We start from the raw sequence: 19,977 nt of genomic DNA, 5'->3' as shown, positions 1-19,977 counted from the left end.
TTTCGCGCGCACGCTGCCAATGCGTGCTGCCCCGCCCGGTCGGGAGAGGAGAACCGGACCGATCATCATGAGCGACACCGCGATTGCCGTCAGCATGTACTCCGACATTGCCTGCCGCCTCGGCGAGGGGCCGACCTACGACCCGGCGACGGACACGGCCTGGTGGTTCGACATCGAGGGGCGGATGCTCCTGGAAAAGCCCGGCAACGCGCCGGAGGCGATTGTCCATCGGCTGCCCGTCATGGCGAGCGCGCTGGCCGTGATCGACGGCGACCGCCAGATGATCGCGGCCGAAGACGGGCTCTATCTGCGCGACACGGCCACCGGCCGGCTGACCCTGCACCGACCGCTGGAAGCCGACAATCCGGTCACCCGCTCCAATGACGGCCGCGTCCATCCCTCCGGCGCCCTGTGGATCGGCACGATGGGCAAGCAGGCCGAGGCCGGCGCAGGCGCCATCTACTGGTACCGCGCCGGCGAACTGCGGTGTCTCTATGAAAGGGTCGGCATCCCGAACTCGATCTGCTTCTCCCCGGACGGGACGACCGCCTATTTCACGGACACGCAGGTCAATCGCCTGATGCGCGTGGCCGTCGATCCGGCCAGCGGCCTGCCGGTCGGCGAGCCGGCCTTGTTCCACGACCATTCCGGCGGCGAGGGCGGCCTCGACGGCTCGGTCTGCGAGGCCGACGGCACCCTGTGGAATGCCCGCTGGGGCGGCGGCACGCTCGACGCCTATTCGCCCGACGGGACGCGCATCCGGCGTGTCGCGCTCGACGCGCGGCAGGTCACCTGTCCCTCCTTCATCGGACCGAAGGCCGACCGGATGATCGTCACCTCCGCCTGGACGGGCCTCGACGACGCCGGCCGGCGTGCCGATCCCCACGCCGGAAAGACCTTCCTCGTCGACCTGCCGGTGTGCGGCCGGCTCGAACCGAAACTGGTGCTGTGACCGCGGCACCCGGCGTGCCGCACCGCCCCCTCCCCATTGCGACAGGTGACATGCCGACCCTCCTGAAGAACACCACCTCGCCCTTTGCCCGGATCGCCCATGCCGCGCTCATCGAGGCGGCGGTGCCGGATCTTGCGGTGCGGATCGTCGACCAGTGGAACGACGACCCGGTTCTGCTGGCCGCCAACAGCGCCGGGCGCGTGCCGTGCCTCGTCCTCGAGGACCGTACGGCGATTGCCGAGTGCCTGCTGATCGCGCGGCATGCGGGCCTGGCAGGTGCCGCGCCGCCGTTCCCGCGCGACGAGGATCCGCACATCCTCGCACTGGCGGGCCTGGCACTGGGGATCTGCGACGCCGCGGTGCAGACGCTGGTCGGCCGCCGTATCGTCAGTGGCAATTTCACCGACACCGCCTTCGACGCCGGTGGGATCGGCATCAGGCGCCGGCGCGCCATGGTCGACGGGCTGGCCCAGCTCGACGCCCGGATCGCCGAGACGCCCGGCGAGCGGCTCGACCTGGCGACGCTCGGCGCGGTCACCGCGCTGGACTATGTCGGACTACGCTTTCCCGATGCCGGCTGGATCCCGTCGACGCCGCGGCTGGAGCGGCTGTGCGCGGTAACTGCCGAACGTCCGGCGCTGCGCGACACGAAGCCGTTTCTATGACTGCCTTACTTCCGCTATAGCTCGTCACCCAGCCGCTTGCGGCGCAAGCGTCCCACCCCGCCGGTCGGCGGCAGAAAGCACGAGGTCTCCATGTCATCCAACGCGCTCAGGATCGCGGTCATCGCCGGCGACGGCATCGGCAAGGAAGTCGTGCCGGAGGGGCTGCGGGTCCTGGAAGCGGCTGCGGCGAAATTCGACCTGGCGCTGGAATTCGACGAGTTCGACTTCGCCTCCTGCGACTATTTCGCCAAGCACGGCGAGATGATGCCGGGCGACTGGAAGGCCCAGATCGGATCCCATGACGCGATCTTCTTCGGCGCCGTCGGCTGGCCGGAGGCGGTGCCCGACCACATCTCGCTGTGGGGCTCGCTCCTGAAGTTCCGCCGCGAATTCGACCAGTACGTCAATCTGCGCCCGGTCAAGCTGATGCCCGGGGTGAAAAGCCCGCTGGCCGGCCGCGAGCCCGGCGACATCGACTTCTTCGTCGTGCGCGAAAACACCGAGGGCGAGTATTCCTCGGTCGGAGGCCGGATGTTCGAGGGCACCGACCGCGAATTCGTGCTGCAGGAGACGGTGATGACGCGGACCGGCGTCGACCGCATCCTGCGTTATGCCTTCGAGCTCGCCCAAACTCGCGAGAAGAAGCACCTGACCTCGGCGACCAAGTCCAACGGCATCTCGATCAGCATGCCCTATTGGGACGAGCGGGTGGAGAAAATGGCGAAGGCCTATCCCGATATCGCCTGGGACAAGTACCATATCGACATCCTGACCGCGCATTTCGTGCTGAATCCCGACAGGTTCGACGTCGTCGTCGCCTCCAACCTGTTCGGCGACATCCTGTCGGACTTGGGCCCGGCCTGCACCGGCACCATCGGCATCGCGCCGTCCGGCAACATCAATCCCGAGGGCGACTTCCCGTCGCTGTTCGAGCCGGTGCACGGCTCGGCACCCGATATTGCCGGCAAGGGCATTGCCAATCCGGTCGGCCAGATCTGGGCCGGCGCGATGATGCTCGACCATCTCGGCCACAAGGATGCCGGCGCGGCGATCGTCGCGGCGATCGAGACCGTGCTGGCGGAAGAAAAGCTGCGCACAGGCGATCTCGGCGGGCCGCTCGGCACCGAGGGATGCGGCAAGGCGATCGCCGACGCGCTCGGCTGATTGCGCGCATCAGCATGGCCGGCCCCGAGGGGCCGGCCATGCTGATGTCCTGCAGAGGCGATGTGGTCAGCCGCGGTCGGGGCGCTGCTCGCCGCCGCCATGGTGGCGCTCATGACGACGATTGCCGCCTTCATGCTTGCCGCCGCCGTGGTGACGGCGATGCATCTCGCCATGGTCACCGCCGCGACCCATCCGACCATGATGACCGCCGCGCTCGCCGACGCGAGCGCGCATCTTCATGCGGTGCTCGGCGCGCGCGTCGCGCATCATCGAACGCACGAGGCTGCGGGCCGTGGTGATCTGCTGCGGCGTCAATGTCGTCTGCAGATCGGCCAGGGCGCTCTTCAGCGTCTCGGCCTTATCGCCGCGCGCGATGGCGCGGTCGGCCATGCGGTCAAGCATCCGGAAGGCGCCGAAATCGCCGCCCTGACCGGCCACCGCGTCATCGGCTTCCGAAGTATCTGACGCTTCGGACATTGTCTCCGTGTCGTCGGAACCGTCCGTCTCGTCCGTGGCCTGGTCCTCGGCGACCTCGTCATCGGCCGCATCCGCCGGGTCGGCGTCGGCGTTCGGCATCATCCGCATGCCATCGGGGCCGCGGCCCATGCGCGGCGGCTGCGAGGCGTCGGCGAAGTCCACCAGGGCGCTGGTGAAGGCGCGCCAGCTTTCCATCTGGTCGGGCCGCACGCCGATGCCGGTCTCGATCGCCGCGAGCGCACCGGCGACCTTGGCCGGGGAGAACATGCGGTGCATGCCGTGGGGGCCACCGCGACCACCCCGGCCGGCACGATGATGCTTGCCGCCGCGCTCGCGGCGATGCTCCGCCACGCGCCGATTGTCGCCGCGCTGGCCGGCGCTCTCCGACGCGGTGGATCCCGCGGCGGTGGTCGGCGTGGCGGGTGCAGGCGTCGCCTGGGCGAATGCGGTGGTTGCCGCGGCGCTGGCGAGGAGTGCCGCGCCGGCGAGGCGGAACAGGCGACGGGGGCCGCGGGTGTTCGACGGGTTCTGATTGGAGGTCATGGAGATTTCCTTCCCTTGGTGACTGCCGAGACCGAAGCTAGGGCGCCGATGTTGCGAGGATGCGGCGGAATGTTGCGAAGCGTGTCCACAGCACGGAAACTTGTTACGCAATGTTGCTGGCGGCGGTTCCTGCAACGCGCCGTTACAAGAAACGCCTCGCATCCCCCGTGCCGCGCGGGTCACATGGGGGCAAGACCCGCCAGCCGAGAGCCTGAATGAGCCAGCCCCACATCCTCGTCGTAGACGACGACCCCGAGATCGGCCGCCTGCTCGGCAAATATCTGGAGAGCCAGGGCTTCCGCTGCTCGATCGCCGCCAGCCGCCGGGCCTGCGAGCAGAAGATCGCCGATGCCCGCATCGACCTCGTCGTCCTCGACGTGATGCTGCCCGACGGCTCGGGCCTCGACATCTGCCGGGAGATGAAGGACCGGCGGCCGGAGATCGCCATCATCCTCCTGACCGCGCTGAAGGAGGACGTCGACCGGATCATCGGGCTGGAGATCGGCGCCGACGACTATCTGGGCAAGCCGTTCAATCCACGCGAACTCGCCGCGCGCATCCGCGCGGTGCTGCGCCGCGGCGGCGGCACCGAGACGCCCCAGGGCGACGACGGGCCGGCCACCTATGTCTTCGAAGGATTCCGCGTCGATCCGGAGCGGCGTCTCGCCACCAGTCCGGAGGGCGAAGATCTGGTCCTGACCGGTGCCGAGTTCGATCTCCTGATGATCTTCCTCGAGCGGCCCGGCCGGGTGCTGTCCCGCGACATCCTGATGGACCTCCTGCATGGCCGCATGGCCGACCCCTTCGACCGCTCGGTCGACGTGACGATGAGCCGGCTGCGCCGCAAGTTCAACGATGGCGGGGTGTTCCGCCTGTTCAAGACCGTGCGCAACGGCGGCTACCAGTTTGCCGCCCGGGTGGAACGGCGCGAGGCCGTCCCGGGGGAGGAGCGGCCATGAGATCGCTTCGCTCGCGGCTGGCGCTGCTCCTGATCCTCGCCATCGTCGGCGTCGTGGCGATCGCCGCCCTCGTCTCGATCGTGATGCTCGAGCGCCCGGACCGCGACAGCTTTCGCGAGACCTTCGCCGAGGAGGTGCGGATCGTCGCCACGGTGCTGGCCGAGGATCCCTCGGCCGCCGAGCGGCTCGCGGTGGCCGTCGGGCCGGAACCGGTCCAGGAGGACGACAGGCGGGTGCGCGACGCGCGCGGCATCGCCGAGGCGCTGGCAGAAAAGGGCCTGGCAATTCCGGTGCGGATCGTCGGCGATCCGCAAGCGCGTACCCGGCAGATGGCGCTGGAATTTGCGCCCGGCCGCTGGGCCTATCTGCCCTATCCGGGCTTTCCGCCACGCAACTGGCCCGTCTTCGTCTTCTGCATGGCGCTGATCGTCGTCGGCGCCGCCACCGTCTCGCTCTTCGCCGCGACGAAGATGACCCGCCCCTTGCGAATTCTGGACGAGGCGGTCTCATCCGTCGGACGGGACGGCCTGCCCGCCCATGTGCCGGAGGACGGGCCGGCCGAGGTGCGCGCCACGGCTGCCGCGCTCAACCGCCTGACCGCGCAGGTACGCGAGGCGGTCGAAAGCCGGATGCGCCTGGTGGCGGCGGCGGGCCATGACCTGCGCACCCCGATGACGCGGATGCGGCTGCGCGCCGAGTTCCTGCCCGAGGAGGACCGGGAGGTCTGGCTGAAGGACCTGGCCGAGCTCGACCGCATCGCCGACAGCGCCATCCGGCTAGTGCGCGAGGAGGTGGACGACGGCGCGCTGGAGCCGGTGCGGCTCGACCGCCTGCTCGGCGAGATCATCGGCGAATTGCGCGAGATCGGCCGGCCGGTGGAGCCGCCCGTCCTCGACGGACCGCCGCTGTCGATCCGGGCCCGGCCGCTGGCGGTCAAGCGCGCCCTGCGCAACCTCGTCGACAATGCCGCGATGCATGGCGGCGGCGCCCGCGTGGCGCTCGCCCGCGACGGCGACGAGGCTGTCGTCAGCCTCGCCGACGACGGGCCGGGGATTCCCGAGCATCTCATCGGGCGGGCCTTCGAACCGTTCTTCCGGGTCGATCTCGGCCGCCGCCAGTTCAAGCCGGGCGCCGGGCTGGGCATGGCCATCGCCAAGGAGATCGTCGACCAGACCGGCGGCTCGATCAGCGTCGCCAACCGGGCCGGCGGTGGGTTCGACCAGACCATCCGCCTGCCGCTGGCGGTGTGATAAGGAGTAGCAATCCGTCTGTGCGTGCCGGCGGACGCACGCCCCGTCAGGGTGTGAGTTCGACCGCCTTGCCGCGGCGCGGCCGCGACGCCAGCATGTCGTCGAGCGTGACGGGCCGGTAATCCCAGGCATCGACGCCGACGTCGAACTGCCGGGTCATCGGCTTCAGCCGCCCGTGGGAGTGGCCGTGCAGGTCGATCGCGCCCTTGCCCATGCCGTTCCAGGTCCGGAAGGCGTAATGGCACAGCACCACGCGGTGATCGTCGATGGTGAGTTCGCGATAGGCCTGGACCGTTTCCCAGCCGGGCGCTTCGAGCGTGTCGAGATTATCGTTGTTGCCGGTGACGAGCTGCTTGCGGCCGTTGAGGCGAGCCAGAAGAGCGGCTTTGGCGGCGGCATCGCCGCGCGCGAAATCGCCGAGATGCCAGACGATGTCGTCCGGTCCCACGATATCGTTCCAGCGATCGATCAGTGCCGCATCATGGTCGGCAAGGTTGGCAAAGGGACGCCTGTCGATCCGCAGGACCCGCGGATCGTTGAAGTGCGTGTCGGCCGTGAAGAACATCGATCGGACTCTTTGCCGTGCCGGGCCATGCGAAGGTCCGGCACGGTCATGTATCAGCTACCCGCGGCGGGCAACCGGGCGATCGCGTCGGGCTGGCCGATGCGGCGATCAGGCCCGTCTGCGGGCAGGACGATCAGGGGGCGCCTCGGGGCGTGCCGGGGCACCGCCTCGCGGCGGGCCGTTCGGCAGCGGACGTTGCCGCCCCGCAGGCCGAATTATGCCGGCTGGATGTTGACCGCCTTGGGTCCCTTGCCGCGCGGATCGGGCTCCGTGTCGAAGGAAACCTTCTGATTCTCCGTGAGGGACGTCATTCCGGAGCGCTCGACGGACGAGATGTGCACGAACACATCGCTTCCGCCCGCATCCGGACTAATGAAGCCGAAGCCCTTGTCCATGTTGAAGAACTTCACCGTACCAGTCTGAGCCATTTTACTACCTGTTTTTCCAGTCGGCGCCGGGCATACCGCCCGCGCGCCGAGACAGAATGGTGGGCAATGGCTCGCGATGCAAGCGGCGGGACGCGCCTCAGGGCGAGATTCCGCTGCGGCAGGCTGCAGCGAGTGAGCGATCCGGCGGGAAAAGCCGGAGCAAACGCCGGTTCGCCGACACCGCACGAGGCGTCACCGGTGCCGTCTCGGTTGAGCCGTGGCCCGGCCTGTGCAATAGGAAGCGCGGCTGGGCGGAAATGCAGCCACTCGCGCGCATGCTCGTTGCCGCCGCCACTGCCGATACCCAAGGATTACCAGATGCCGTTCCGTACAACGAGCACGCCACTCGCTCACGCGCTCGCAGAGCGCGGTTACGTCGACCCGACCCCGGTGCAGGATGCCGTCCTGGAGCCGCAGGCGGCGGGTCGCGACCTCCTCGTCTCGGCCCAGACGGGTTCGGGCAAGACCATCGCGTACGGGCTTGCCATCGCCCCGACGCTGCTCGGCGAGGCCGAGCGCTTCGGCGCCGCCGGCGCACCGATGGCGCTGATCGTCGCGCCGACGCGCGAACTGGCGATGCAGGTGACGACCGAACTGTCCTGGCTCTACGCCAATACCGGCGCCGAAATCGTGACCTGCGTCGGCGGCATGGATCCGCGCGCCGAAAAGCGCAAGCTGGCGCAGGGCGCGCACATCGTCGTCGGCACGCCGGGCCGGCTGCGTGACCATCTGGAGCGCGGCGCGCTGCAGATCGGGGCCCTGAAGGCGCTGGTCCTCGACGAGGCCGACGAGATGCTCAATCTCGGCTTCCGCGAGGATCTGGAGTTCCTCCTGGAAGCCACGCCGCGCGAGCGGCGTACCTTGCTGTTTTCGGCCACGCTGCCGAAGATCATCTCGACCATGGCCAAGCGCTACCAGCGCGACGCCCTGCGCATCGAGGCGACGCGCAGCAGCGCCGCCCATGCCGACATCGAATACAAGGCGATCCGCATCGCGCCGAACGAGCTCGAACATGCGGTCGTCAACGTGCTGCGCTTCAACGACGCGCCGAGCGCTATCGTGTTCTGCAACACCCGCGAAGCGGTGCGGCACCTGTCCTCGAGCCTTCTGGAACGCGGCTTCTCGGCAGTGACCCTGTCGGGCGAACTCGGCCAGGCCGAGCGCAACCAGGCCATGCAGGCCCTGCGCGACGGGCGCGCGCGCGTGTGCGTGGCCACCGACGTGGCGGCGCGCGGCATCGACCTGCCGGGCCTCGCCCTCGTCATCCACGCCGACCTGCCGAGCGACGCCGAAACCCTGCAACACCGCAGTGGCCGCACCGGCCGGGCCGGGCGCAAAGGCATCTCGGTGCTGCTGGTGCCGATCTCGCGCCGGCGCAAGGCCGAGCGGCTTCTGGCCGAAGCCCGGATCCGGGCGGAATGGGGCGGCACGCCCTCGGCCGACGCGATCCGCAAGCTGGACGAGAACCGGCTGCTGACCGACCCGATCCTGTCGCAGGAATCGAGCGAGGAAGATCTGGCGGCTGCCCGCACCCTGCTCGAACAGCACACGCCGGAAAACGTGGCAGCGGCGCTCGCGCGGCTCTATCGCTCGCGCCTGCCCGCCCCCGAGGACGTCTTCGATCCGGGCTATGGCCCCGATCCGAAGGCCGGGAAGGACTTTTCCGAGGGCAAGGATCGTGGCGCCCGCAAGGAGCGCGAGCAGGCCAGCGGTCCGATGGTCTGGTTCCACATGGATGTCGGCCGGCGCAACAATGCCGATCCGAAATGGATCCTGCCGCTGCTGTGCCGGCGCGGCAAGATCACCCGGCAGGAGATCGGGATGATCAAGATCTTCGACCGGGAGACAAAGTTCGAGATTTCCGAGAGCGTCGCCAGGCGCTTTGCCGATGCCGCCGAAGTCAGCGACGGCGACGACATCACCATCTCCACCACGGCGGCGCCGGGGGGCGGCGACTTCGACCGCAAGGGCGGCTTCGGCAAGCCGGGCGGCAAGAAGCCGTTCAACCGCAAGGGCGGCACCGGCCCGGGCAGCGCCAAGCCGCGCCGCCCCAGGCCCAAGCCGAACGCCTGACACCCCGAACGACACCGAGGCCGGGCGGCTGTCGCCCGGCCTCGGATCTGATACCCCGCCCCTGACCGGAGCCGGCCGACGTTCGCCTCAGGCCCAGGCTTCCTCGAGCAGTCGCAGGAAATCGGCAGCGACCGCCGGCCGCGGATTGGTGGCCGTCGAATGGTCCTTCTCTGCGCCCTCGGCCACGGCCGCAAAGCTTTCGCGCGGCACCTGCATCTCCGACAGCGTCGTCGGCAGGCCGAGATCGCGGTTCAGCGCGGTGATCGCCGCGGCGAGGTCGGCGCCCGGCTCCAGACCCATCGCACCGGCGAGGGCCTGGTACTTCGCTTCGGCAGACGGTGCGTTGTAGCGCAGCACCGCCGGCAGGAGGATGGCATTGATCGTGCCGTGATGCAGGCGCACGCTCTTCAGCCCGCCCAGCGGATGCGACAGCGAGTGGACCGCCCCGAGCCCCTTCTGGAAGGTCATGCCCCCCTGCAGCGCCGCCATCATCATCTCGCTGCGCGCGGTGATGTCGTCGCCGCGTTCGACGGCGCGGCGGATCCACCGCATGGCGCGGGCAAGCCCGTCCAGCGCGATCGCCTCGGCCGGCGGATTGTAGCGCGGCGACAGGTAGGTCTCGATGCAATGGGTAACGGCGTCCATGCCGGTGGCGGCAGTCAGCGCCGGCGGCAGGCCCAAGGTCAATTCTGGATCGCAGATCGCCACGCTGGGGATCATGTGGGGAGAGATGAAGCCGAGCTTGCGCCCGTCCTCCAGCGTGACCAGCGCCGCACGCCCGACCTCGCTGCCGGTCCCCGCCGTCGTCGGCATGGCGACCAGCGGCGGCTTGTCGGCGGTGATGCGCGGAATGCCGCCGAGGATCGCCGCATATTGCTCCAGCGGTCCTGGATGGGTCGCCAGCAGCGACACGGCCTTGGCCAGATCGATGGGCGAGCCGCCGCCGATCGCCACCAGGCTGTCGCAGCCATGTTCGCGATAGAGCGCCAGCGCGGCGTGGACCGCCGCCTCCGTCGGGTTCTCGGGGGTGCCGTCGAAGACCACGGTATCGGCCGGCAGGCCGGCGGCCGCGAGCACCCGCTCGACCAGACCGGCGGCGACGATGCCCTTGTCGGCAACGATCATCGGGGTGCCGAGGCCGAGCTCGTGGAGTTCGGTGGCCAGAAGCGCGGCGGCGCCAACCTCGAACTGGATCTTCGTCAGATAAGTGATCAAGGCCATGCGTGGCTCCCCAATGGCGTGTCGCAGCGCTGGCCTTCGCTCCTCAGGACCCGGCCGCGCCGCGAGGGATCCATAACCCTTGCGAACGGCTTTGAAAATGCCGACAGGCGATCCTCGCCCGCGTCGCTCATCGACCTCCGCGAGCCAGGGATGATTTCGGGCCGCAATGCCTCGCCGAAGACGCACCCTGTGCGCCGGAATCAAGAATTCACGGGCCTTTCGACAGATTTTCCACCGTCATCGAAGCTTCATGCTTGTGTCATGGAGCGGTTTTGAAGCACTCCTAGACAAGCGGCTTGCAACGAGCTCGGCAACAGGGCCCGAGAGTCGCATCAAGGGTGAGGAACACATGATGAACCGCAAAATTCTGGGCGCCGCCGTCGCCATGGGCGCGCTGATCGCCGGCGCCAGTCAGGCCTTCGCCGTGACCGAGCTGCAGTGGTGGCACGCCATGACCGGCGCCAACAACGAAGTCGTCGACACGCTCGCCAAGGAATTCAACGAGAGCCAAGACGAGTACAAGATCACCCCGGTCTTCAAGGGCACCTATCCGGAGACGCTGAATGCCGGCATCGCCGCCTTCCGCGCCCAGCAGCCGCCCGCGATCATCCAGGTGTTCGACGTCGGCACCGGCGTGATGATGGGCGCCGAGGGCGCCGTCATGCCCGTCGCCGAGGTGCTGGAAGCCGCAGGCTACAGCTTCGACAAGGCGAACTACCTGCCCGGCATCGTTGCCTATTATTCCAAGCCGGATGGCACGATGCTGTCCTTCCCGTACAATTCGTCCTCGCCGATCCTCTATTACAACAAGGACGTCTTCGAGAAGGCCGGCCTCGACGTCGACAGCCCGCCGCAGACCTGGCAGGAAGTCTTCGAGGCCGCCCGCACGATCAAGGAATCGGGCGCGGCCGAGTGCGGCTACACCTCGACCTGGCTGACCTGGATCCACCTGGAGAACTTCGCGGCCTGGAACAACGTGCCCTACGGCACGAACGAGAACGGCCTGGCCGGCACCGACGTCGAGCTGAAGATCAACGCACCGCTCTATGTCGAGCACTTCCAGGCCATCGCCGATCTCGCCAAGGACGGCGTGTTCCGCTACGGCGGCCGCACCTCGGAAGCCAAGCAGCTCTTCCTGTCGGGCGAATGCGGAATCCTGACGGAATCCTCCGGCGGTCTCGGCGACATCGTCAAGTCCGGCCTGAACTACGGCATCGGCCAGCTTCCCTACGACGCCAATGCCGAAGGCGCCCCGCAGAACACCATCCCGGGCGGCGCCAGCCTCTGGGTCTTCGGCGGCAAGTCGGACGAGGAGTACAAGGGCATCGGGGAGTTCTTCAACTTCCTGTCCCAGACCGAGATCCAGTCGCGCCTGCACCAGGTCTCGGGCTACCTGCCGGTGACCGCCGCCGCCTATGACGCGACCAAGGAATCGGGCTTCTACCAGGAGAACCCCGGCCGCGAGACGCCGATCACGCAGATGATGGGCAAGCAGCCGACCGAGAACTCCAAGGGCGTGCGCCTGCCGAACCTGCCGCAGCTGCGCGACATCCAGAACGAGCAGTTCGAGCTGATGCTGTCGGGCCAGCAGGACGCCCAGACCGCCCTCGACAAGGCTGTCGAGCTCGGCAACGAGGCGATCGCCGAAGCGCAGTAAGCGCCCGCGCCATCATCCATCGACGCCGGGCGGCCAGGTCGCCCGGCGTTTCCTTCCCGTCGCCCCCGCCCCGCCGCGGCGACCCAGTTTCAGAGACGCCGTGTCGAAAGCCGTCTTTCCCAACAAGTGGCTGCCCTATCTGCTGCTCGCGCCGCAGGTGGCGATCACCCTGGTGTTCTTCTACTGGCCGGCAAGCCAGGCGCTCTTCCAGTCGGTGCTGCGGCAGGACCCGTTCGGGCTGAAGACGACATTCGTCGGCCTCGCCAATTTCCGGTCGGTGCTGGACGACCCCAGCTATCTCAACGCCGTGAAGGTGAGCGCGGTCTTCTCGATCTCGACCGCCCTCCTCGCCATGTCCCTGGCGCTGCTGCTCGCCTCGGCAGCCGAGAAGGTGACGCGCGGCAAGGGTTTCTACCGCACGCTGCTGATCTGGCCCTATGCGGTGGCCCCGGCCGTCGCCGGCATGCTGTGGCTGTTCATGTTCAACCCGGCCATGGGCACCTTCGCCTACATGCTGCGGCGCAACGGCTATGACTGGGATCCGCTGCTGAACGGCGACCAGGCCATGCTGCTGGTGGTGGTGGCCGCGGCCTGGAAGCAGATCAGCTACAATTTCCTGTTCTTCGTGGCGGCGCTGCAGTCGATCCCGAAATCGCTGACCGAGGCCGCGGCGATCGACGGCGCCGGTTCCACCAAGCGCTTCTGGACCATCGTTTTCCCGCTGATCGCGCCGACCACCTTCTTCCTCCTGGTCGTCAACACGGTCTACGCCTTCTTCGACACCTTCGGCATCATCGATTCCGTCACCGCCGGCGGGCCGGCGCGGGCGACCGAAACGCTGGTCTACAAGGTCTATGTCGACGGCTTCGTGAATCTCAACCTCGGCAGTTCGGCGGCCCAGTCAGTGATCCTGATGGCGATCGTCATCGCCCTGACGGCGGTGCAGTTCCGCTATGTGGAACGCCGGGTGCACTATGGTTGAGCGTCAGGACAGCCGGCCATGATCGAGCGCAGCCCCATCGGCCGGCCAGTTGCCCACGTGCTTCTGGTGCTGGGCCTTCTGATCGTCGCCTTCCCGATCTACTACACCTTCGTCGCCTCGACGCAGACACTGCAGACCATCCTGCGGCCGCCGCTGCCGCTGCTGCCGGGCGACCAGTTCCTCGACAATTACAGCGAGGCGCTGTTCGGCGGCGTCGACCGGATCGGCGGGGTCAGCGTCTGGACGCTGCTGTTCAACACCTCGGTGATGGCGCTGGGCATTGCGGTGGGCAAGATCGTCATCTCGATCCTGTCGGCCTTCGCGATCGTGTTCTTCCGCTTTCCGCTGCGCATGACCTTCTTCTGGCTCATCTTCATCACCCTGATGCTGCCGGTCGAGGTCCGCATCCTGCCGACCTACAAGGTGATGGTCGATCTCGGCCTGATCGACACCTATGCCGGGCTGATCCTGCCGCTGATCGCTTCGGCCACGGCAACGCTGCTATTCCGGCAGTTCTTCATGACCATCCCCTCGGAACTGGTCGAGGCGGCGCGGGTGGACGCTGCCGGGCCGATGCGCTTCTTCCGCGACATCCTGCTGCCCCTGTCCAAGACCAACATCGCGGCGCTGTTCGTGATCCTCTTCATCTATGGCTGGACGCAGTATCTGTGGCCGCTGCTCGTCACCAACGACAACCAGATGAACACGATCGTCATCGCCCTGAAGAAGATGGTGTCCTTCGCCGACGCCGATACGCCCTGGCACCTCGTCATGGTGACGGCGATCCTGGCGATCGCGCCTCCCGTCCTGGTCGTCGTCCTGATGCAGCGCTGGTTCGTGCGCGGCCTCGTCGAAGCGGAGAAGTAGTCTTGGCAGGCATCGAACTGAGGGACGTGCGCAAGGTCTATGCCGGCAATGTGGAGGCCGTGAAGGGCGTCTCGCTGGAGATCCCCGACGGCGAGTTCGTCGTCCTCGTCGGCCCCTCCGGCTGCGGCAAGTCGACCCTATTGCGCATGGTGGCAGGGCTGGAAGCGATCACGTCGGGGACGGTGACCATCGGCGACCGGGTGGTCAACGAGCTGGAGCCGGCCAAGCGCGACATCGCGATGGTGTTCCAGAACTACGCGCTCTATCCGCACATGACCGTGCGCCAGAACCTGGAATACGGCCTGAAGAACCGCAAGATGGCGAAGGACGAGATCGCCCGACGCGTCGACGAGGCCTCGAAGGTGCTGGAGATCGCGCCGCTCCTGTCGCGCAGGCCGGGGCAGCTCTCCGGCGGCCAGCGCCAGCGCGTTGCCATGGGCCGCGCCATCGTTCGCGAGCCGGCGGCGTTCCTGTTCGACGAGCCGCTGTCCAATCTCGACGCCAAGCTGCGGGTGCAGATGCGCGCCGAGATCCGCCGCCTGCAGCGCCAGTTCGCCACCACCAGCCTGTACGTCACCCACGACCAGCTCGAGGCGATGACGCTGGCCGACCGGCTCGTCGTCCTGAATGCCGGACGCATCGAGCAGGCCGGCTCGCCGATGGAGATCTACGAGCGTCCGGCCAGCCTGTTCGTGGCCACCTTCATCGGCTCCCCGGCCATGAACCTCGTCCCGCTCGGCGACGGCAAGAGCGGCGTGACCGGCATCACAGGTCTCGACGCGCTGGCCGCGACGACCCCTGCCGCGATGACCCTCGGCATCCGCCCCGAGCACATGCGGCTTCTCGCTGACACGCCCGCTGTCGACGGCGAGTTCGTCTGCGACCTGACGGTCACCGGCGTCGAGGTGGTCGGTGCCGAAAGCTACGTCTATGGCGCCCTGCCCAACCAGGGCCCGGAGATCGCCGTGCGGGTGGCCGGCTACAGCCACCTCGAGCCGGGCACGCCGGTGCGCGCCGCCGCGTCGCTGGCCGCCGTGCACCGCTTCGACGCCGCCAGCGGTCGCCGCCTCGACTGATCTGCGGCCCGCTGCGCGGGCAGTCCCGCGCTGCCGGCATGCGAGCCCCGGCACAAAGGCCGATACGGCGCCGCTTGCCGCAGGCCCGCGGACGGCCTAGAATGGGTACTACAGACGCAAGCGGGAGAGACCGGCCGCAAGGCCGGCGCCGAAGGAGCAACCGCCCCGGAAACTCTCAGGCAGAAGGACCGCCTGCGTCACTGCAAATTCCGAAGAGCGACGGCCGTCTTGGTCGTCCGCCGAAGGAGAAAGTGTCCGCCGGAAATTCTTCCGCGGCCGCGAAGCTCTCAGGCTCATGACGGGAGGGGCATGAACGACGCCCCCGCTGCGGCGGGGCGAAAGGATCGTCATGACCTCCATCGCCGTCATCGGCGCCGGCATCACCGGTGTCACCACTGCCTATCAGCTCGTCCTGCGGGGCTTCGACGTGACCGTCTTCGACCGTCACGCCCATGCCGCCATGGAAACCTCCTTTGCCAATGGCGGCCAGCTCTCGGCCTCCAACGCCGAAGTCTGGAACCAGCCGAGCACCTTCCTGAAGGGGCTGAAATGGATGCTGCGCAAGGATGCGCCGCTGCTCGTCCATCCGTCCCCGTCTTGGCACAAGCTGTCCTGGATGATGGAATTCGTCCTCGCCGCCCGCAGCTACGAGACCAACACCATCGCCACCACCCGGCTGGCGATCGCGGCACGCCGGCATCTGCTGGAGGCGGCCGAGCGCGAGGGCTTCGACTTCGATGCCGAAAAGCGCGGCATCCTGCATGTCTATGAGGACCGCGCGGAGATGGCGCACGCCGCCGATGTGAACCGCCTGCTCGCGAAGGGCGGCCTGCGCCGCGACGCCGTGACGCCGGCCGAGATCGCCGCCATCGAGCCCACCATCCGCGGGGATTTCGTCGGCGGCTTCTTCACCGAATCCGACTTCACCGGCGACATCCACAAATATACCCGCCGCCTCGCCGAGGCCTGCCGGCGGCACGGCGCGACCTTCGCCTTCGATGCGGACGTGCGCAAGCTGCGGTCGCGCGGCGCGCAGGGCGTCGAGGTGACCTGGCGGGACGGGCGCCAACCGGCCGCGGCACCGCGGCTGGAACATTTCGACGGCATCATCGTCTGTGCCGGGGTCGCCAGCCGCGCCTTCGCGCGCCAGCTCGGCGACCGGGTGAACATCTATCCGGTGAAGGGATATTCGGTGACGGTGAACCTCGCCGACGCGGCGAGCCGGGCCGGTGCGCCCTGGGTGAGCCTGCTCGACGACCACGCCAAGGTGGTCACCAGCCGCCTCGGCGCCGACCGGCTGCGGATCGCCGGCACCGCCGAATTCGCCGGCGAGAACCGCGACATCAAGGATGCCCGCATCCGGCCGCTGGTCGACTGGTGCCGCACCCGCTTCCCCGAGATCGCGACAGATTCGGTCGTGCCCTGGGCGGGTCTGCGCCCGATGATGCCGAACATGATGCCGCGGGTCGGCGCCGGCCGCGCCGCCGGCGTCTTCTACAATACCGGCCACGGCCATCTGGGCTGGACGCTCTCGGCGGTCACCGCGGACATGATCGCCGGTGAGGTCGAGGCCCGCTATGCACGGCCCCATGCCGGGGGCTTCCGGCCGGTCCCGGCAGCCGAGCGGAGCCTGCCCACGGCCGCCTGACGCCCGCCTCTTCCAACGACCTTACCCGGCCGCCCCGTCACCCGATGGGGCGGCCGTCTTGTCCCCGCTTTCCGAACCCCTGCGACACTGGTGGCGGATGGATGGAGCGGAAGACGACGATGAGGGTGGACGAAACGGTCCTGAATGCGGCGTGCCGGGTGTCGGAGACCGGTGGCATCGACGCGGCGGTGCTTCTGGCGGTCGCGCTCGTGGAAACCAATGCGGTGGCCTTTGCGCATTTCGCCGATCGGCGCGAACCGCTGATCCGCTTCGAGGGTCATTATTTCGACCGGCTGCTGGCCCCCGCCGCCCGCAGCCGCGCCAGGGCCGCCGGGCTGGCAGATCCGCGCGCCGGGCGGGTCCGCAACCCTTCCGCCCAGAGCGCCCGCTGGCAGCTCTTCGAGGCAGCGGCGGCCATCGACAGGACGGCGGCTTGCGCCTCGGTGTCCTGGGGTCTCTGCCAGGTGATGGACGCCCACTGGAAGGCGCTGGGCTATGGCGGCGCGGCGGATCTGGCAGCGGCAGCGCGCGCATCGGCCGAGGGCCAGTTCGAGATCGCGGCACGGTTCCTCGCCACCGGTAGGCTGGCGGATCGTCTCGTCGCCGGCGACGTCGCCGGTTTTGCCCGCGGCTACAACGGCCCCGCCTATCGTCGCAACCGCTATGACGAGAAGATCGCCGAAGCGCTGCGCACCGCCCGGCGCCTGCTGGGTACGAACCCGCCGCTGCAGGACCTGCGCCGCGGGGCGCGCGGCGACGCCGTTCGCCGGCTGCAGGGCGCGCTCGTCGCCCATGGTCATCGCCTCGCAGTGGACGGAATCTTCGGTACCGCAACCCAATCTGCGCTGTCCACCTTCCAGCGCGCGCACGGGTTGCCGATCTCGGCCATGGCCGACGCCGCGACGCTGGCGCGACTGGGACTTGCGACGCAGCCCTGCCCCGGTGCCGGCTAAAGCGCCGTGCGTCCGGAAGGACGCACAAAGAACGCTCTAACCGTCTGACTATCCGCATCGTGCTTTCCGAAAATCGATCCTGATTTTCGGGCCGATGCGGTCGCGCACCGGCCCCGCAGGCCCGGTTCCGGGCGCCGGAAAGCGGCCGGAACAGCCCGACTTTCGTATCGATCGTATGGCTTCCGGCGCTGCAGGTGCTATGTAATGCAACCGATATGACTCATGATTTCGCCATTCCCCCCGCCCTCGACACCACCCGTCACGCCGCCTTCCTGGACTTCGACGGAACGCTGGTCGAACTCGTCGAGGACCCGCAGGCCGTGGCGATCGCGCCCGGCGCGCGGGACGAACTGGCGAGCCTGGCCAGACGGCTGGGTGGCGCCCTCGCGGTCGTCAGCGGCCGGCGCATCGCCGATCTCGACCGGTTCCTGTCCCCTGCCCGCTTCGCCGCGGCCGGCGTGCACGGTCTGGAGCGCCGGCGAAGCCCCGACGGCGAGGTGGAGCGGCTGGCGGGCCCGGAGACCCTCGATCCGGTGCGCAACACAATCGCCGCCGCGCTCGAGGCCAACCAGCGCCTGCATCTGGAGGACAAGGACACCGCCCTCGTCATCCACTACCGCACGGCGCCGGACCTGAAGGACCTCGCCGAGCGCATCATGGCCAAGGCGACCGAAGGCCGCGAGGACCTCGTCGTCATGCATGGCGACTGCATCGTCGAGGTGCATCCGGCCGGCATGGACAAGGGCAAGGCCGTCGCCGCCATGATGGAGGACGCGCCCTTTGCCGGCCGCATTCCGGTCTATGTCGGGGACGACACGACGGACGAGTTCGCGCTGCGCCACGTGCGCAACGAAGGCGGGGTCTCCATCAAGGTCGGCGGCGCCGAGAAGGCGAGCGTGGCGGAGTTCCGGCTGAAGGACATCGCCGCCGTGCACGCCTGGATCGCGGCGGCCTCCTGACGAGCGCCGCTGGCAGCGACACGACGATGAGCAAAGAGGCCGGGGACGCGGCTTCGCAGAAGGGGACGGGAGACGATGGCGGACGCGCGGCGGCGACTGGTGGCGGTATCGAACAGGGTCGGCCCCCTCAACGACGAGGGCAAGGCCGGCGGCCTGGCGGTCGGGCTGTCCGATGCGCTGAAGCGGCGCGGCGGCCTGTGGTTCGGCTGGAGCGGCGAGACGTCCGAGCAGGGCACGTTCAGCGAAGCGAAGACCGAGGTGCAGGACAGCGTGTCGATGACCACCATCGACATGAATCAGGAAGAGCTCGACGGCTTCTATCTCGGCTATTCCAATCGCTCGCTCTGGCCTCTGCTGCACTACCGGCTCGACCTCGCCCAGTTCGACCGGCAGTCGGAGCGGATCTACCGATCCGTGAACCAGCGCTTTGCCGCCCGGCTGGCGCCCCTCCTGAACGAGGACGACATCGTCTGGGTCCATGACTACCATTTCTTCTTTCTCGGCTCGGAGCTGCGCCAGTGCGGCTTCAAGGGTCGGATCGGCTTCTTCCTGCACATCCCGTTCTGTCCGCCGGAGATCTTCACGGCGCTGCCGGCCAGCCACGACATCGTCCGGGCAATGCTCGCCTATGACCTGGTGGGCTTCCAGACCGACACGGACCGGCGCAACTTCGTTGCCTTCTGCATCCGCGAACTCGGCGGCGAGAAGCTGTCCGACAACCGCATCCGCGTCGGCGACCGGGTGGTGACCGCGCGGGTCTTCCCGATCGGCATCGACGCGCCGGGCTACGAGCGCTTCGCGGTCTCGCCGGAAGCCAGCGAACACGAGGAGATGCTGCGCGACATGGCCGGAGAACGGCTGCAGATCGTCGGCGTCGACCGCATGGACTATTCCAAGGGCCTGGTGGAGCGCTTCCGCGGCTTCGAGCGGCTGCTGGAGGATTACCCGGAGAATCGCGGCAACGTGCAGTTCCTGCAGGTGGCGCCGCTGTCGCGCTCCGAACTCGACGCCTATGTCGAGCTGCGCCGCGAACTGGAGGAACTGGCCGGCCACATCAATGGCCGCTTCGCCACCCTCGACTGGACGCCGATCCAGATCATGACCCGCGGCTTCACCCGCCGGGCGCTGGCCGGCATCTACCGCGCGGCCCGGGTGTGCCTGGTGACGCCGCTGCGCGACGGCATGAACCTCGTCGCCAAGGAATTCGTCGCCGCGCAGGATCCCGACGATCCGGGCGTCCTCGTCCTGTCGCGCTTTGCCGGGGCGCGGGCCGAGCTTCCCGACGCGCTGATCGTCAATCCCTACTCCACCGATGACGTCGCGCGTGCCCTGCAGCGGGCCCTGACCATGCCCTTCGACGAGCGCATGCGGCGCTGGCAAGGGATGCGCGAGGCGGTCTTTGCCGGAACGTCTGAAATCTGGTGCGACACCTTTATCGCGGCGCTCGAAAACGCCGATTCCAGCCTGCCCGACGACGCGCCGCAGGCCTGACCTGCAGCAGCGTGCTTTGTGTACCCTGCCGGACGCGCGGAACTCCG

Annotated in this window: 18 protein-coding genes and 1 riboswitch; of the genes, 14 read left to right on the top strand and 4 right to left on the bottom strand. The window is 68.5% G+C overall.

Translation table 11 applies throughout. The features are described 5' to 3' along the window. Positions 1-67: 67 nt before the first annotated feature. The 3 genes from VQ042_RS02995 (at position 68) to VQ042_RS02985 (ending at position 2,781) form a co-directional block, all read left to right on the top strand. The gene (locus VQ042_RS02995) at positions 68-952 is read left to right on the top strand and encodes an SMP-30/gluconolactonase/LRE family protein (protein ID WP_331815369.1); all 885 of its coding nucleotides are present in this window, start codon (positions 68-70) and stop codon (positions 950-952) included. A gap of 50 nt (positions 953-1,002) precedes the next feature. After that, positions 1,003-1,617, top strand: a complete 615-nt coding sequence (locus VQ042_RS02990) for a glutathione S-transferase N-terminal domain-containing protein (protein ID WP_331815367.1) — start codon at positions 1,003-1,005, stop codon at positions 1,615-1,617. Positions 1,618-1,707: 90 nt separating this feature from the next. Continuing rightward, entirely contained in the window at positions 1,708-2,781 is a 1,074-nt protein-coding gene (locus VQ042_RS02985) for a tartrate dehydrogenase (RefSeq protein ID WP_331815365.1), read from the top strand. Positions 2,782-2,847: 66 nt separating this feature from the next. Here the strand turns inward: VQ042_RS02985 and VQ042_RS02980 are convergent, their stop codons facing one another. Beyond that, positions 2,848-3,801: a hypothetical protein gene (locus VQ042_RS02980; protein WP_331815363.1), complete on the bottom strand. Its 954-nt coding sequence runs from the start codon at positions 3,799-3,801 to the stop codon at positions 2,848-2,850. Between the two features lie 215 nt (positions 3,802-4,016). Here VQ042_RS02980 and VQ042_RS02975 point away from each other — a divergent pair, with 215 nt between their 5' ends. Both VQ042_RS02975 and VQ042_RS02970 read left to right on the top strand, forming a co-directional pair. Next, positions 4,017-4,760 carry a response regulator transcription factor gene (locus tag VQ042_RS02975; RefSeq protein ID WP_331815361.1) on the top strand — a complete coding sequence of 248 codons (744 nt, stop codon included), beginning with the start codon at positions 4,017-4,019 and terminating at the stop codon, positions 4,758-4,760. Beyond that, on the top strand, positions 4,757-6,010 hold the full coding sequence (locus VQ042_RS02970) for an ATP-binding protein (protein WP_331815358.1): 1,254 nt from the start codon (positions 4,757-4,759) through the stop codon (positions 6,008-6,010). The genes VQ042_RS02975 and VQ042_RS02970 overlap by 4 nt, the downstream gene beginning before the upstream one ends. A 46-nt stretch (positions 6,011-6,056) precedes the next feature. On the opposite strand, the gene VQ042_RS02965 is transcribed toward VQ042_RS02970, so the two are convergent. Together VQ042_RS02965 and VQ042_RS02960 are read right to left on the bottom strand one after the other, a co-directional pair. Further along, entirely contained in the window at positions 6,057-6,575 is a 519-nt protein-coding gene (locus VQ042_RS02965; protein ID WP_331815356.1) for a metallophosphoesterase family protein, read from the bottom strand. A 215-nt stretch (positions 6,576-6,790) separates the two neighbouring features. Next, complete coding sequence (locus VQ042_RS02960; RefSeq protein WP_009211216.1) at positions 6,791-7,003, bottom strand: cold-shock protein; 213 nt, start codon at positions 7,001-7,003, stop codon at positions 6,791-6,793. A gap of 318 nt (positions 7,004-7,321) precedes the next feature. Here VQ042_RS02960 and VQ042_RS02955 point away from each other — a divergent pair, with 318 nt between their 5' ends. Then, entirely contained in the window at positions 7,322-9,076 is a 1,755-nt protein-coding gene (locus VQ042_RS02955; RefSeq protein ID WP_331815348.1) for a DEAD/DEAH box helicase, read from the top strand. A gap of 87 nt (positions 9,077-9,163) precedes the next feature. Here VQ042_RS02955 and VQ042_RS02950 read toward each other — a convergent pair whose 3' ends face one another. Continuing rightward, positions 9,164-10,297: an iron-containing alcohol dehydrogenase gene (locus tag VQ042_RS02950; RefSeq protein ID WP_331815345.1), complete on the bottom strand. Its 1,134-nt coding sequence runs from the start codon at positions 10,295-10,297 to the stop codon at positions 9,164-9,166. 349 nt (positions 10,298-10,646) lie between these two features. Between VQ042_RS02950 and ugpB the strand changes: the two genes are divergently transcribed. The 8 genes from ugpB to VQ042_RS02910 all read left to right on the top strand — a co-directional run bounded on the left by ugpB (position 10,647) and on the right by VQ042_RS02910 (position 19,930). Next, positions 10,647-11,954 carry a sn-glycerol-3-phosphate ABC transporter substrate-binding protein UgpB gene (gene ugpB, locus VQ042_RS02945; protein ID WP_331815343.1) on the top strand — a complete coding sequence of 436 codons (1,308 nt, stop codon included), beginning with the start codon at positions 10,647-10,649 and terminating at the stop codon, positions 11,952-11,954. 100 nt (positions 11,955-12,054) lie between these two features. Continuing rightward, the gene (gene ugpA, locus VQ042_RS02940) at positions 12,055-12,936 is read left to right on the top strand and encodes a sn-glycerol-3-phosphate ABC transporter permease UgpA (protein ID WP_331815341.1); all 882 of its coding nucleotides are present in this window, start codon (positions 12,055-12,057) and stop codon (positions 12,934-12,936) included. 18 nt (positions 12,937-12,954) lie between these two features. Next, positions 12,955-13,803 (top strand): sn-glycerol-3-phosphate ABC transporter permease UgpE, encoded by an 849-nt coding sequence (gene ugpE / locus VQ042_RS02935; RefSeq protein WP_331815339.1) that lies wholly within the window; start codon positions 12,955-12,957, stop codon positions 13,801-13,803. 2 nt (positions 13,804-13,805) lie between these two features. Continuing rightward, positions 13,806-14,879 carry a sn-glycerol-3-phosphate import ATP-binding protein UgpC gene (locus VQ042_RS02930; protein ID WP_331815337.1) on the top strand — a complete coding sequence of 358 codons (1,074 nt, stop codon included), beginning with the start codon at positions 13,806-13,808 and terminating at the stop codon, positions 14,877-14,879. Positions 14,880-14,990: 111 nt separating this feature from the next. After that, positions 14,991-15,080: riboswitch (glycine riboswitch) on the top strand. A gap of 148 nt (positions 15,081-15,228) precedes the next feature. Further along, positions 15,229-16,527 (top strand): D-amino acid dehydrogenase, encoded by a 1,299-nt coding sequence (locus VQ042_RS02925; RefSeq protein ID WP_331815334.1) that lies wholly within the window; start codon positions 15,229-15,231, stop codon positions 16,525-16,527. A gap of 119 nt (positions 16,528-16,646) precedes the next feature. After that, positions 16,647-17,480 (top strand): N-acetylmuramidase domain-containing protein, encoded by an 834-nt coding sequence (locus tag VQ042_RS02920; RefSeq protein WP_331815332.1) that lies wholly within the window; start codon positions 16,647-16,649, stop codon positions 17,478-17,480. A 215-nt stretch (positions 17,481-17,695) separates the two neighbouring features. Next, positions 17,696-18,439, top strand: a complete 744-nt coding sequence (otsB, locus tag VQ042_RS02915; RefSeq protein ID WP_331815330.1) for a trehalose-phosphatase — start codon at positions 17,696-17,698, stop codon at positions 18,437-18,439. A gap of 75 nt (positions 18,440-18,514) precedes the next feature. Then, positions 18,515-19,930: an alpha,alpha-trehalose-phosphate synthase (UDP-forming) gene (locus VQ042_RS02910; RefSeq protein ID WP_331815328.1), complete on the top strand. Its 1,416-nt coding sequence runs from the start codon at positions 18,515-18,517 to the stop codon at positions 19,928-19,930. Positions 19,931-19,977 lie beyond the last annotated feature (47 nt).

Origin of the sequence: Aurantimonas sp. A2-1-M11 (genome assembly GCF_036549475.1) — a bacterium.
In the GTDB taxonomy this organism is placed as follows: domain Bacteria; phylum Pseudomonadota; class Alphaproteobacteria; order Rhizobiales; family Rhizobiaceae; genus Aurantimonas.
The sequence above is the reverse complement of the archived record's forward strand: the minus strand, read 5'-3'. Positions and strand labels throughout refer to the sequence as shown.

Bases quoted from the DNA above. Each gene is read 5' to 3' on its own strand.
- VQ042_RS02995 (WP_331815369.1), top strand. From the start codon at position 68: ATGAGCGACACCGCGATTGCCGTCAGCATGTACTCCGACATTGCCTGC.
- VQ042_RS02990 (WP_331815367.1), top strand. From the start codon at position 1,003: ATGCCGACCCTCCTGAAGAACACCACCTCGCCCTTTGCCCGGATCGCC.
- VQ042_RS02985 (WP_331815365.1), top strand. From the start codon at position 1,708: ATGTCATCCAACGCGCTCAGGATCGCGGTCATCGCCGGCGACGGCATC.
- VQ042_RS02980 (WP_331815363.1), bottom strand. From the start codon at position 3,801: ATGACCTCCAATCAGAACCCGTCGAACACCCGCGGCCCCCGTCGCCTG.
- VQ042_RS02975 (WP_331815361.1), top strand. From the start codon at position 4,017: ATGAGCCAGCCCCACATCCTCGTCGTAGACGACGACCCCGAGATCGGC.
- VQ042_RS02970 (WP_331815358.1), top strand. From the start codon at position 4,757: ATGAGATCGCTTCGCTCGCGGCTGGCGCTGCTCCTGATCCTCGCCATC.
- VQ042_RS02965 (WP_331815356.1), bottom strand. From the start codon at position 6,575: ATGTTCTTCACGGCCGACACGCACTTCAACGATCCGCGGGTCCTGCGG.
- VQ042_RS02960 (WP_009211216.1), bottom strand. From the start codon at position 7,003: ATGGCTCAGACTGGTACGGTGAAGTTCTTCAACATGGACAAGGGCTTC.
- VQ042_RS02955 (WP_331815348.1), top strand. From the start codon at position 7,322: ATGCCGTTCCGTACAACGAGCACGCCACTCGCTCACGCGCTCGCAGAG.
- VQ042_RS02950 (WP_331815345.1), bottom strand. From the start codon at position 10,297: ATGGCCTTGATCACTTATCTGACGAAGATCCAGTTCGAGGTTGGCGCC.
- ugpB (WP_331815343.1), top strand. From the start codon at position 10,647: ATGATGAACCGCAAAATTCTGGGCGCCGCCGTCGCCATGGGCGCGCTG.
- ugpE (WP_331815339.1), top strand. From the start codon at position 12,955: ATGATCGAGCGCAGCCCCATCGGCCGGCCAGTTGCCCACGTGCTTCTG.
- VQ042_RS02925 (WP_331815334.1), top strand. From the start codon at position 15,229: ATGACCTCCATCGCCGTCATCGGCGCCGGCATCACCGGTGTCACCACT.
- VQ042_RS02920 (WP_331815332.1), top strand. From the start codon at position 16,647: ATGAGGGTGGACGAAACGGTCCTGAATGCGGCGTGCCGGGTGTCGGAG.
- otsB (WP_331815330.1), top strand. From the start codon at position 17,696: ATGACTCATGATTTCGCCATTCCCCCCGCCCTCGACACCACCCGTCAC.
- VQ042_RS02910 (WP_331815328.1), top strand. From the start codon at position 18,515: ATGGCGGACGCGCGGCGGCGACTGGTGGCGGTATCGAACAGGGTCGGC.